The organism is Acetivibrio cellulolyticus CD2, from assembly GCF_000179595.2.
Lineage (GTDB): Bacteria > Bacillota > Clostridia > Acetivibrionales > Acetivibrionaceae > Acetivibrio > Acetivibrio cellulolyticus.
Window position 1 is genome coordinate 34246 of the sequence record NZ_JH556652.1, and the last position, 13246, is coordinate 47491.

The window sequence follows — 13246 nt, forward strand, 5'->3', positions numbered from 1 at the left end:
TAAGAATCCATTATCTAAATCAAAAATTTCGGGGGTTTAGGCTTACGGAGGTATAGCATATGAAAAGACATTGGGAGCTTGATGAATTAATTGAACAATTTACTTTTCTTCCTAACGAGTTATCTCAGTTAGGCAATAAGAGCGGTGCAACAAGATTGGGATTTGCAGCCTTATTTAAATTTTTCCAGCACGAAGCCAAATTCCCTACTCATAAAGGTGAAATACCTAAAGAAGTTTTATTATACATTTCAAAACAACTTAATTTAGATATTTTCCTTATTGATGAATATGACTGGAACGGAAGAACTATTAAATACCACCGAGCACAAATAAGAGAGTTTTTTGGCTTTAAGGAATCGACTCTTGAAGATACTGAACATGTTTCTGCGTGGCTAAGTAAACATGTTTTTTATCATGAAGCAGATATAGAAACCCTTAAAGAAGAAGCATATAAGAAATTTAGAGAATTACAATTAGAGCCACCTACACCTGACCGAATTGACCGTATAACAAGGTCTGCAATATATACTTATGAAAATCAGTTCTTTCAGGAAACCTATCAGAAACTATCAAAAGAGACTATATCTAAAATGGAAAATCTTATTAATGACCTTGCCACTTATGATGAATCGGAAGTTGACTATACTTCTGATGCAGACTCAATGTCTTTCAGCGAATTACGAGCTGACCCTGGACGTATTGGACTTGAAAGTGTATTTCGTGAAATTACAAAACTCAGAACTATTAAGCAATTAGAACTTCCTGACAACCTTTTTAGTAATATTCCTCAAAAGATTATTAAACGTTATAAACTCAGGGCGGTATCTGAAAAACTTCCAGAACTACGCAGACATCCAGAACATGTAAGATATTCTATACTTTCAGCCTTCTTTTGGCTTAGGTGCAGAGAGATAACGGACAACCTTATTGAATTACTTATTCAAATAATCCATAGAATAGGTGTAAGAGCTGAAAGAAAAGTAGATAAAGAATTATTGAATGATTTCAGGCGTGTTAATGGAAAAACAAACTTATTATTCCAGATAGCAGATGCGGCTTTGAATAACCCTGATGGTATAGTTAGAAACGTAGTATTTCCAGTAGTAAATGAAAACACACTAAAGGCACTGGTAAAAGAATTCAAGAATACCGGTTCTAAGTACCGTCAAAAAGTTTATACTGTCATGAGGGCTTCATATGGAACACATTACAGACGAATGGTTCCAGAGATTTTAGACACACTTGAGTTTTGCTCTAATAATGAAGTCCATCGTCCTGTCATAAAGGCTTTAGAGTTAATAAAAAAATATACTGGTGTTGCTTCACATTACTTTGCTGATGTTGAAGATATTCCTATTGATGGAGTTATAAGACCCAGTGTAAAAGAAATGGTTATAGAAAAAGATGATAAAGGTCAAGAGCGTACCAATCGTATTAACTATGAAATAATAACACTGCAAGCACTTCGAGACAAATTACGCTGTAAAGAAATTTGGGTTATTGGGGCTGATAGATACAGGAATCCAGATGAGGATTTGCCTACAGATTTTGAAGAACGTAGGGAAGAAAACTACAGGGCTTTAAAACAACCTTTGGATTCAGAGGAGTTTATAAACAAAATCCGTCAATCCATGTATGATGGTTTATCAAAGTTAGATATAGCTATGCCCAAAAATGATAAAGTTAAATTTACAGAAAGGGGCGGTAGAAGCTGGATTAGTATTACACCATATGACCCACAACCTGAGCCAATGAACCTTTCAAAACTTAAAACTGAAATAATGCGTTATTGGCCAATGACAAATCTCCTTGACATACTCAAAGAAGCCGATTTGAGAATTAATTTTACTGAACAGTTTAAAACCGTTGCATCTCATGAAAGGTTAGACCGCTCAATAATTCAAAAGAGATTAATATTATCCTTGTTTGGTCTAGGCACAAATACTGGTTTAAAGCGTATTTCAGCAGGAAAACATGGTGAATCATATCAGGATTTACTCTATATCAGAAGAAAATTTATAAATAAAGATAATCTTAGAAACGCTATTTCTACAGTTGTTAACGCAATACTTTCATCACGAATCCAAGAAATATGGGGCGAAGGAACAACAACATGTGCTTCTGATTCAAAAAAAGTTGGAGCATGGGATCAGAACTTAATGACGGAATGGCATGTTCGTTATCGTGGACGTGGAATAATGATATATTGGCATGTTGAAAAGAATTCAGCCTGCATTTATTCACAGTTAAAAACCTGTTCATCATCAGAAGTTTCAGCTATGATAGAAGGACTATTAAAGCACTGTACTGATATGGAAATTGAAAAGAACTTTGTTGATACACATGGACAAAGTGAAGTTGCCTTTGCTTTTTGTCATCTTTTAGGATTTAATTTGATGCCTAGATTAAAGAATATTGGAAAGGCAAAACTATATCGCCCTGATGCTGGTATATCAGATATGTATCCAAATTTGCAACCTATATTGACAAGAAATATCAATTGGGAACTTATAAGACAGCAATATGACCAAATGGTTAAATATGCTACTGCCTTACGTCTTGGAACTGCTGAAACCGAAGCCATTATGAAAAGATTTCAAAGAAATAATGAAATTAAACATCCTACATATCTTGCATTTATGGAACTGGGTAAAGCTATAAAAACTATTTTTCTTTGTGAATATTTAAGGTCAGAGGAATTAAGAATTGAGATTCATGAAGGTCTTAATGTTATAGAAAACTGGAATTCAGCTAACGGATTTATTTTTTATGGAAAAGGTGGAGAAATATCAACCAACAGGTATGAAGACCAAGAAATTGCAGTTTTGACATTACATTTATTACAAAATTGCCTTGTGTACGTTAATACTTTAATGATTCAAAAAGTTCTTACACAAAGCAAGTGGTATGATATTATGACACAAGAAGACTTCCGAGCACTCACACCACTTATCTATACACATATAAACCCATACGGAAACTTTGATTTGAATATGGAGGAAAGAATACCAATAGACATTGCCATAAATTAACATTTACTTTGCCCCTGGTGACACGGATGCTCCCACTACCCCTATTTCGAAGGATTTAGTGTCTGTTTGAGTTTTATCTGCATATGTTATCGTTGCATCAGCTCCTGAAGCAATATTATATTGGATTGATTTAAGGATCTTTCCTTTTGAGGTACATGTAAGATTAATTTTGGCTGTAGGTTTAGGATCATTTACAGCAACCCAACCGTAATCATCAACCTTCACATCTTTTGTACCAATTGCTCCCCAATTACCATCTTTGTCATAACCATATATAGTTTTGGTTACTGTGTGATGACCTATTACCTTCCACTCCTGGTGTGTTGTTTGATTCCAGTTATAAGATACAACTACCTTGTATTTTCGAGCATTCTTTACAGCAGTGTCCAGAGTTGACCAATTTATAGTTTTACTAAATGTAATGCCTGGATATGAATTGCGATCAATTTTACCAAGGTCAAATAATTGCCCGAATGTATAATCCTCTTCTATAAATTTGTTCTTAAAAGTATCAACTTTCCATTGCGGATGATAACTAAATTTATCTAAACCATCACTCTTAACTATTTTTACTTCTAATTCTCCTGATGTCGAAGTTGTTGGTGTCGATACTGGAAGTACTTGTGTTGTTGCGGTAGCAATACTGGAGGCTCCATTCTCATCTACAACCATATAGCAGAATGTGTATGTCCCCAGCGCGGATGCAACTACAGTGCCTGATACTATATTAAGCCCTGGGATATCTAAATCTATATTTCCAGCTTTGTAAAATACATTACTATCGATAGTTTGTTTTTCGGCACTTGAAGATGGTATAAAACCAGTAATTCCGTCTTCGGGACTTACAGCAAAATAGTGAGTCATTTTATCATTGTCTTTATCTTCGCCCTGAGCTCTAATCTGGATCGACTCTCCAACATTAACTTTATCAGGTACCCAAATAGATGCTGTTGGAGCATTGTTATCGGAAAAAATAAATGGTGCTAATGGTATAGTAAGATAATTGCAATATGAACCCTCCTGTCGCCAGACCCGACCTATTCCCCAAGAGAAGTTTGTCGGTGGTTGTATAATGTGTACGTAATTTTCCCAAGGTATATCTAAGAAATCACCGCTTAACTTTGTGTTTGAAGGATATTTTGAGGGTGTTTGTATATCCCGGATAACTTCGTATATATCCTTTTGTTCCAGGACCGACGGATCTAGGCATAATCCGTAGCATATTCCCATTCCATAGATAATGCTATTTCTGTAGTAGCTAGAAGGTTTGCTTAGATTTTTAACTAAATAAGCTTTATCAAAACGAAAATCCTTTTGGCATAACTCATATAAAGTTTTTTTACTTGCACTCTCCAAAAGAACACTTTTCCAGGGGTATTCAATCCAGTTTCTTTCGTCGTATTTCGTAGATAATTTTGTGTCATCCGGAAAAAACATATTAGGGTATTCCTCATCCATCATTGTATAGCCTAAATATCTATGTCTTATTCCGCCGGCAATAGATTTTTTATCACCAAAAGGTTCTCCATAGACAAACAGATATAGAGGATTTTTTGTATCTGTCATATTTCCCCACCATTTTCCAAGTGCCATTTCTGGATTAATATTCTTTGCTGACCTGTTTTCTGTTTCAAAATAATTTTCTATTCCAAACTCACTATTTAAATAATCATTTGCTGCTTTTAATAGTTCTTGAGTATTCGTATAAATAGGTATCTTATTAACCTCACCTAGAACAATGGACGGAATACTAAAAGATATTAAAATGATAAGCAAACCTACTATTTTTTCTTTCATTTTATTGCTCACCCCTTCATATTTTTGCAAAATAAAAAATCCGAGGTTTTTCCTTCGGATTTTTTATTTTAGAATTTATTTATTTTTTTAATGCTGAAATAGATATTATAGGATTGCCTGCTCCTGAGGAAGAACCCACCATGTATTTACCATCTTCTGTATCAAATGACTTAAACTTAAGCTCATAATCTCTAACCGTCTTTTTCTTGACATGTTCTAATACTTGGTTAACAAGTGTTTCACTAAATTTACTTGATAAAACTGTCTTTAAGTCAGAATACTGTTTTTCTAGAGCGTATTCACTTTCAACGTCTAGATCAAAGCAAACCATGTCACCAGTATCATCACCTATATATACGCTTATAGAACAATCCTTTGGAACTATGAATCCACTTTTTTCGTAAACTTCAGTTTTTATATCAACAGTTCTTGTTGCCTGTATCCAATTAACTGATGAGCCTAAAGCTTCTGATACAAATCGAAGAGGTACGAAAGTTCTGTCCTGTACTATTATTGCAGCTGCATCAAACGTAACTTCAGCACTATTAACAACAGCCTTTTTATATCCGATCACTAATGTTATGGTTTTATTCCCCTTTTTTATAAGAACTGTTTTTGCATTTGCCACCCATTGAACATCAGCACCCATTGATTCTGCCACAAATCTTATTGGTATCATTGTTCTGCTAGTATCAGGTTGTATAAATGGTTTTGCATCCGGAAATGCTACTTGGCTGCCATCTACCTTCACTGTAATATTATCACTTGTTGCCCATGTGTTTACTGAAAACATGGCAAGAATCAATGATATAAGCATAATAAAAGATAGCTTTCTCATATTAACACCTTCCTTTTAATTATTTTTGAACTTATATGTTAGAATTTAGTCATTAGAAGCATCATGCAATACTTCGATATTTAAAACTAATGGATTATCAAGCCATTGTTCATATTGTTCTTCGGTCAGTTCCATTACCTTATTTTCAGTCCAACCGGCACACAAAGCCCTAGCTCTCATTTATATATACCCCCTCCGAAACTTCAACTAAAATACTTCTAAACTATTTTCCATAAAATTCATTCTCCGCATAAGTATTATATCTTAAAATGTCATAATAATGCAAATACCAATACAACAATTGCTATACTCGAAATTACTTTTTCTAAGGAGCTTCCGGTTGTAATGGTAATAGGAAATGATATTTTCTTTTGTTTAGGAAACAGTAGCATTACTCCCTGCTCTGTAAACATATCTGCTATAACATGGCTTAGCATACCAAAGCAGAAATAAATCGAATAGTCGGCTATCTTATAATAGCTAAAGAGATATTTTAGTAAAGCAAATGTTACAACCACTGCCATAATTGAATGTGAATACCCTCGATGCGGAGAAAAAATTAAAGCACCTAATAACAAACCTACTAGGATAATTGGTGGCTGGTTATAAGCAATACCTATGATAGTAGTAACTATTGCAACTGTTATTGTTGCTATTTTTCTTATTATGCTGTAAATTTCTTGAGAAACTCTTGTTATAGACATTGCAGACAATATAATACTTCCCACAAAAATAGCTAAATACTTTGTGTTGTAGAAATATATAGAACCTGCAACACCAGCTACTATAAAAAGTAGCATTAAGAATTTGCGTATATATTTAAACTTTACAGGAGTAAGTGCATTGGATATCGTGGATGAGCCTGTATCAATATCACATATTAAAACACCAGCATAAACAAACACAAACGGCATTAATGTCTTTGGCTCTGCAAAGTCGCTATAATGTATATTGGATAATATTAAGCCTGCTGAGGAAAGAGCTATTAGTGTATGTGTCGTTCCTTTCATCTGATCACCACCTTATCTATATATTCTCAAATAACCGGTTAAACTGGAGGGGGATTATTTCCCCCCATGCCGGGCTTCACGGCATTACCCTTTGCCCGATTATTATTTTCGCTTTAAAAATCTTTGCCTATCAGTTCCCGCAGAGCCATCTGCCAATGCAGTTATCTCTCCAGTTTTGTAAGCTCGGTTATACCTTATTTAATTGCTGTGATCGCAGAATGCATATCTATACAGCACACTTACGGTATGACTTCGGCAGCTATATTACACATTCATATACTTTCGAATTATCCAGCTACAATACCTCACATACTCACTCAACTTCAAGCCCCTTTGCTGTTGGTATCTGCCAAATTAACCGGTTATATATTTCAGTGATATATTATGTTCTCAAGGTGCATCATGAGCTATACTAGGTCTTGTAAATCTGGAAATATAGCCCATTATATTGTAAAAGTTCAATGTTTAACGTATAATTAAATTAGGTAATAGGAAAGCGAAGCTACTTATTCATACTTTTATGAAAAGTGCTGTCAATATACCTTCCGAGTATGTCGGATATCGCTTTAATGTGTAAAGTTTTTCTCAAATACTCACTGTCGCAACCAGTGAGTATTTTTCATTTCAAGCTTATAAATTAATTTTCACTAATAAGTTCGGTGATAGCAACGCCTAATGCTCTAGACAATTTTTCAGCTGTTTCTAGCGAAGGTCTTTTTTTACCTGTTTCTAGTTCAGATATAAAACCATAGCTAACGTTACTTATCTTTGATAATTCATGCTGGGATATATTTCTTTGTTTTCGTAATTGTTTAAGTTTTTCACCGAACATCTTTTCCACTCCCTTATTTTTCTAATACAAATTATACTCTCTATAAAGAGCATTTAAAATATCTGTTTAACTCTCCATAGAGATTTCATGGCAGACTATCTTATGTTTTCTTGTTGTAGCTCTTTTTTCTATTGATTTAATACGTTTTAGTATCTATAATTATAAATAAAACTCTCTATAGAGAATTAGAAGGTTAACTATGAATAATATTGACTTAGGAAAACGTATAAAAGAGCTAAGAAAACAATCTGGTTTATCTACAACAAAATTATCAAATTTAACAGGTATTTCATCAGGATATATAAGCGAACTCGAAAATAATTTAAAGTCTCCCTCAGCTGAGATACTATTAAAAATTATTGATGCCTTAAATATAACTGTTGCTAGCTTTTTTTATGAATTTCCTTCTGAACCTTTATCTAGTGATCTAAAAGAACTTGTCACTGCAGCCAAGGATTTAAGTTCAGAAAATCTTGAACTTATCTTAAAATTAATTAAAAAATTGAAATAAACTTCTTATTCAAAAAGGTCTTCAACGCTTAAATTCAACACCTTTGCTACTCTTAATGCAACTTCTATTGAAGGATTCTTTAATCCATTCTCGATCAATGTATAGAAGCTTCTTGATATCTTTGACTGTTTTGCAACCTCCTGATGTGTCAGCTTTAACTTTAACCTTGCTTCAAACATTCTGTTTCGCATAATATTTCTCCTTGGATACTATTGGTAACAACCTTAGAAAATCATACATTATAAAATAAATTTTGGACAGGACCATCTTTTTGGGCCCTCAATAATTTTAGGGACCATTTTTTTGGACCCCCCATGGGGTATATAAGAGAATTTTTGACAAAAAAATAATGGCTTTTAGCCATTCCTTTTATCGGGAATATGGGGTTTATAATCCCTTTCTTTTAACCTTTTGGACAGCTTCTTTGCTACTTTTTACCCCAAGCTTTGCAAGAATCTGTTTAATTTGCTTTTTCAAAGTACTCTCCGATTTATTTAGCTTTTCTTGTATTTGCTCCCTGGTATATCCCTTCTCAATTAGCGCAAATACTTCTTTCTCAGTAAAATTCAAATCTTTTATCTGTTCTTGTTCTTTGAGTCTGGCATAGTCTTTTAGAATTACTTCGAAGGCACTCCCTGTTTTATGAGTCTTTCGTATCACATCTGGAATATCATAATAATCATCTTTAGTTATATAATTTACTGCGCCGGCTATAAACGAATCCCTGATAATATCTTCATCTTTGAATGATGTAAGCATTATAATTTTAACCGTTTTGCCCTCAAGGATCTCCTGAGCTGCCAATATTCCATCACACTTGTTTTCTTGCAAGTTTATATCCATAATTATTATATCCACATCAGTATCCTTACTTAACAAAACAGCCTCCGTTCTGCTCATAGCTGTAAACACTATTACAAAATCATCTTGTTTGCCCAGGTAACTTACTAGTCCCTGAAGCCATTTGATATCATCTTCGATAATAGCTATTTTTATTTTGTCCATTATATCACCTCCGCGATGCCAGGAGATAAAATAACTTTCTGATCAGGAAATCCAATAAGTACTCTTGTACCCACTCCCTCACCACTCTGTATATCCAAGGTTCCTCCATGCTTCGTAATAACATTATAACAGTAAGATAAACCTAATCCAAAGTTAAGGGTATGTTTTTTAGTTGTAAAAAACGGCTCAAAAATATGAGATAAGTCTTCCTTGGATATTCCATGCCCATTATCTGTTATTGATAAACAAAGTTCTTTTTTTCCCTTAAAACAGTCAATTTTTAGTTCTCCAATACCTGGCTCTATTGCCTCTATAGCATTTTTAAAAATATTATTAAGTACTTCAATAAAATGTACTTCATCACACTTTATAATAACATCATTCAAATGACACATAAATATTTTAACATCTTTCCTGTCTGCAATTGGCTTGATTACATCAATGGAACTCTTTACAATAACCCCTAAGTTATTTTCTTTCTCGTCAATAATTATGTCTTCCATTTGCTCACGGATCCTTTTGACCATTTCGTGTAAATGGGTTGCTGCGCTCGATATTATTTCAAGGTTTTTATTGACATCATCAATATCGATATTCTCTTTATTAATTGACATTTTAGCATTATCGCAGCAAATAGAGATTACATTAACCTCATTTTTTATCGTATGATTCAATATTCTGGTTCCGGATGTAATAGCTTTTATCGTGCTATCCAAGCGCAGCTTTTCAAACTTTAGTTTAACTCCCATAACACCATAATTTGCTGCGAAATACAGGAAGCCTAAGAACTGTATCGGCATTAGTATAATAAAGAATCTCCATGCATTATCTATTCCTAGAGCTCTCGCAATCACATTTGCCACAGCCGCATAACTAATAAGAGGAGCCGCCACTAATGTAGTTAGCAGTTTATACTTTTTTACTGGAGGAGATTTTTCTTTAACGTAGGAGTAAATAAGGAAAAAAGCACCTACAAACATATAAGGAGCCGCCCATATTGACAAATACCTGAAATGCATCATAACCTCATGCGGACTTCTCAAGTAATTGCTTTCGACAGGCAGTAATATCCAACTTAGCAGTGACGGTATAGCTAGCAATAAGTAAAGTTGAATCTTACGGTTCTTGGGTACTATATTCGCAAAGCTCAAACCGTACATAAGTATAAAATAAGGACCTATATTATGGCCTATATTTGTCATAATAGCATCCGTAGTCCACATTATCTTTATTACGCTATCTGAAATATGATAATTATTCACTAAAAATTCTATTATATTTTCGTGCCAAAAGGTCGAGAACGTAGCAAGACCTGTTACGAAAGTAACTGCTGCGCACCATCTCGTAGATTCTGTTTTGTAGTCTTTTACAATGATGATTGTCCCTAGTAGCCATAAAAGCAAAGCGACTATTATAATCACCCTTCTATCCCCCTCAAAAATTTCATTGTGTTATCTCTTATCTTTTTCTTTAGAAGTACTATCCCAGAGTGCCCGCAGTCATAAACGTACCTTTGCGGTCTCCCCCATGCCTCCCATAATTTATTTGTATCCGGAGGCAAAACATATTCATCATATCTTCCTGAAACAAGCAAGATTTTATTTTTATCGATTATTGGCTTACTTAAGCTCGGATTAATTATTTTCCAGCAATCACTCAATTGCTCCTCATAAAATTTGTTATTTACAAAATCTCTTTTTATGTATTTACCTGAAGTCGCATGAAATATTGTATAAGCCAAATCATTAGCATAAAACAATGATGCCAGGGCATCGACATCTTCATGCTCGCAAACAAGATTAGAAACTAACCCTCCAAGACTAAGACCTATTATATATACAGTTTCCTTCTTAATATCTTTTATGTATCTTATTAATGCTCTTATATCGCTCACAGCTTGCTTGAATGCATTTAAAGTTCGTATTGTATTCGCTGTCAGAAAATACTCTCCATTATAGGCGGATTCTTGTGGTGCTCTTTCTAGATGATATGGCAGAACATAACTATAAGCATTGAATCCTTCCTGCATAATGCCCTCTTTAAATATATTATCGAGCTTATTTAATTTGGATCTCCAGCCGTGAATCATTATAATGTTTACCGGTTTTTTCGTATTTTTTGTGGCGTAGTAGAAAACAGCATCTTTTCCGTCACCATCAACCTGGCTCGAAAAACTTATTGTTCCATACTCATAGTTATCGCTTGAATCGCTTTTCTCAAATTTTAATTCTGGAATATCTGGCCTAGCATAAAAGTCTATATTTACCTTCGATATCTCGCTTTTATCGTAATAAAATTGATCTTTTTTTGTATAATTTTTGTGTAAATCATACAGACCATAACGGTCTGCAATTTTTGCCATTAATTCAATCATTACTTTTCCTCCATGATCAAAAGTCATCGTAAATCCATCTTGTCTATAGTACAATCATATAAAATAATGTAGTGAACAACTACTTCTAACAATATTTCTCATTTAATACTAACCTTTTGATAATGCTGTGTCAATTCGACATTATTTTTGATTCTTATAACATCATAATTAAAAATGCAAGGGTGAAATCTCTAATTGATTCAAACCTTTAACTTAAAAATCCTATATTACATAAAAATGGACAAATCTCTAAAAAATTAGTATAATATAATAGTACATATTAAAAATATACCATTAAATCCTATGGTAGGGAAAGTGTGGTTTCATTTTCTTTGTTTTGTGACGTACTAAGCTCTAAACTCTCTAAATGAGCAATAGAGTTTAGAGCTTAGTACGTCACAAAACTAGGAGGTGAAAAATGTGGTTGTTTTGTCAGTACTTCAGGCTCTATATTACTTTGTCGGCATAATATGTAGCATAATAGTAATATACGAAAAAACGGCCCCATTCCACAAAGGCCGCATTTCTTAAACAAGGTGGAAGTATCCGAAAGGATACTTCCTATTATATTTATAATATACTTCTTGTAATATTATACCCACAAATTCATTTATTTAACTATTTATACCTTTATTATATCACTATATAGTTATATATACAATATTTATCTATATGCAAAGTTACCACTAATCTGTTGTAACCTTTCGTCTAACTATCCCATAAATCTATTTGTGCATGCTCTTCTAGTTCATCCTCATAACACAAGCGGTGTAATTCCATTTCACCACGTTTGAATTTTACAGTATATGCATTTTTGTTATCTTTATAATTTTCATAGCAAAAGACAACCTGACTTTCATAATTTTTATACATAACTCTTTGTCCAGGCTTAAACTTCATATTTTATCTGATCCTGAGTTGCTACCAAAACACCTCGGATTATTCCTCCTTATTTTTTAGTCCTTCCAAGTATTTTTCTATGTCTTCAGGAGTCGGCTTCTTATTTAAAATTTTCTCGATGAGGCTTCTCTTCTGTAAAGCCAAATACTCAGCCTTTTTATACATCATATTGACTTTAGATATTTCAAGTTTAACATTAATTTTATTTTTCTCTCTTTCACTTTGCAACTCGTCTTTTAGATCTGATATGTTCTTCTCAAGCTTGCTAATATTGCTCTGTACTTCTTCATAAAATTTAGCATTCTCTAGTAATAATGGAGATTGTTTCTTCAACTTTATTCCGGACTCATCTTTTTCAAACAATGTTGAAAACATTTCAAGCAACATTCTATTTTGATTCTCTAAGTATATATTTTTTTCTCTAATTTCATTTATGCTATTCATTATTTCATCATTTTGATTAAAAGGCATAACTTTAGAATTATTCGACTTACCAGCACAAATATTAGCTATATGATTCAAACTCAACTTCAATTCCTTTTGAACCATATATACTAGCCTAACCCTATATACAGCCTCAGCATCAAGAATATGAAATTTTCCTTCCCTACTTGCATTAATATACATTGGTAGTTCAAAACTATCCCTTCCATTGAGCCAACCTCTGAGGGTCCCTTCATTAGCATATGTAATTGCAGCTGCATCTTGAGGTCTATAGTTAAGACCAAATTTAAGCTTTTCATTCATTTCAGGGGTAATAATCTTATTAGCCAAGTCTGCTCTCTCAAGCATTTTATATAAAACATCATTCTTAAATAAGATTTCTAATCTGGAAATATCATCAGCACCTTGTAAATCTGAGCTGACTATTTGATCAACAATTTCTACATTCTCATCTAAATTATCACTCATTTTTATTCCCCTTTTCTTTTGTAATTGCCCAAATT

13 protein-coding genes are annotated in these 13246 nt (G+C 33.4%); 2 read left to right on the plus strand and 11 right to left on the minus strand.

The window, feature by feature from the left end; translation table 11 throughout:
• Positions 1–59: 59 nt before the first annotated feature.
• On the plus strand, positions 60–3032 hold the full coding sequence (locus tag ACECE_RS0202025; RefSeq protein ID WP_010243711.1) for a Tn3 family transposase: 2973 nt from the start codon (positions 60–62) through the stop codon (positions 3030–3032).
• A 3-nt stretch (positions 3033–3035) separates the two neighbouring features.
• Here the strand turns inward: ACECE_RS0202025 and ACECE_RS0202030 are convergent, their stop codons facing one another.
• From ACECE_RS0202030 to ACECE_RS0202050, 5 genes are all read right to left on the minus strand, one after another.
• Positions 3036–4829 (minus strand): Athe_2463 domain-containing protein, encoded by a 1794-nt coding sequence (locus ACECE_RS0202030; RefSeq protein WP_010243713.1) that lies wholly within the window; start codon positions 4827–4829, stop codon positions 3036–3038.
• A gap of 79 nt (positions 4830–4908) precedes the next feature.
• Positions 4909–5667, minus strand: coding sequence for a copper amine oxidase N-terminal domain-containing protein (locus tag ACECE_RS0202035; protein ID WP_010243715.1), 759 nt, complete (start codon positions 5665–5667; stop codon positions 4909–4911).
• A 45-nt stretch (positions 5668–5712) separates the two neighbouring features.
• Positions 5713–5847, minus strand: coding sequence for a hypothetical protein (locus ACECE_RS32055; RefSeq protein ID WP_268871001.1), 135 nt, complete (start codon positions 5845–5847; stop codon positions 5713–5715).
• Between the two features lie 92 nt (positions 5848–5939).
• On the minus strand, positions 5940–6677 hold the full coding sequence (locus ACECE_RS28940; protein WP_010243717.1) for a metal-dependent hydrolase: 738 nt from the start codon (positions 6675–6677) through the stop codon (positions 5940–5942).
• A 637-nt stretch (positions 6678–7314) separates the two neighbouring features.
• Complete coding sequence (locus tag ACECE_RS0202050) at positions 7315–7509, minus strand: helix-turn-helix domain-containing protein (RefSeq protein WP_010243719.1); 195 nt, start codon at positions 7507–7509, stop codon at positions 7315–7317.
• Between the two features lie 199 nt (positions 7510–7708).
• On the opposite strand from ACECE_RS0202050, the gene ACECE_RS0202055 reads away from it, so the two are divergent.
• Positions 7709–8020: a helix-turn-helix domain-containing protein gene (locus ACECE_RS0202055; RefSeq protein ID WP_010243721.1), complete on the plus strand. Its 312-nt coding sequence runs from the start codon at positions 7709–7711 to the stop codon at positions 8018–8020.
• 5 nt (positions 8021–8025) lie between these two features.
• Here the strand turns inward: ACECE_RS0202055 and ACECE_RS0202060 are convergent, their stop codons facing one another.
• The 6 genes from ACECE_RS0202060 to ACECE_RS0202085 all read right to left on the minus strand — a co-directional run bounded on the left by ACECE_RS0202060 (position 8026) and on the right by ACECE_RS0202085 (position 13211).
• Positions 8026–8211, minus strand: coding sequence for a helix-turn-helix transcriptional regulator (locus tag ACECE_RS0202060; protein ID WP_010243722.1), 186 nt, complete (start codon positions 8209–8211; stop codon positions 8026–8028).
• A 196-nt stretch (positions 8212–8407) separates the two neighbouring features.
• On the minus strand, positions 8408–9025 hold the full coding sequence (locus tag ACECE_RS0202065; RefSeq protein WP_010243723.1) for a response regulator transcription factor: 618 nt from the start codon (positions 9023–9025) through the stop codon (positions 8408–8410).
• Positions 9025–10446 carry a sensor histidine kinase gene (locus ACECE_RS28945; RefSeq protein ID WP_010243724.1) on the minus strand — a complete coding sequence of 474 codons (1422 nt, stop codon included), beginning with the start codon at positions 10444–10446 and terminating at the stop codon, positions 9025–9027. Before ACECE_RS28945 ends, ACECE_RS0202065 begins: the two co-directional genes overlap by 1 nt.
• Positions 10443–11399: an alpha/beta fold hydrolase gene (locus tag ACECE_RS0202075; RefSeq protein WP_010243725.1), complete on the minus strand. Its 957-nt coding sequence runs from the start codon at positions 11397–11399 to the stop codon at positions 10443–10445. Before ACECE_RS0202075 ends, ACECE_RS28945 begins: the two co-directional genes overlap by 4 nt.
• 708 nt (positions 11400–12107) lie before the next feature.
• Complete coding sequence (locus ACECE_RS0202080; RefSeq protein WP_010243726.1) at positions 12108–12299, minus strand: hypothetical protein; 192 nt, start codon at positions 12297–12299, stop codon at positions 12108–12110.
• 39 nt (positions 12300–12338) lie between these two features.
• A complete protein-coding gene (locus tag ACECE_RS0202085; RefSeq protein WP_010243727.1) occupies positions 12339–13211 on the minus strand; it encodes a hypothetical protein in 873 nt (290 codons plus the stop codon).
• Between the last annotated feature and the right edge of the window lie 35 nt (positions 13212–13246).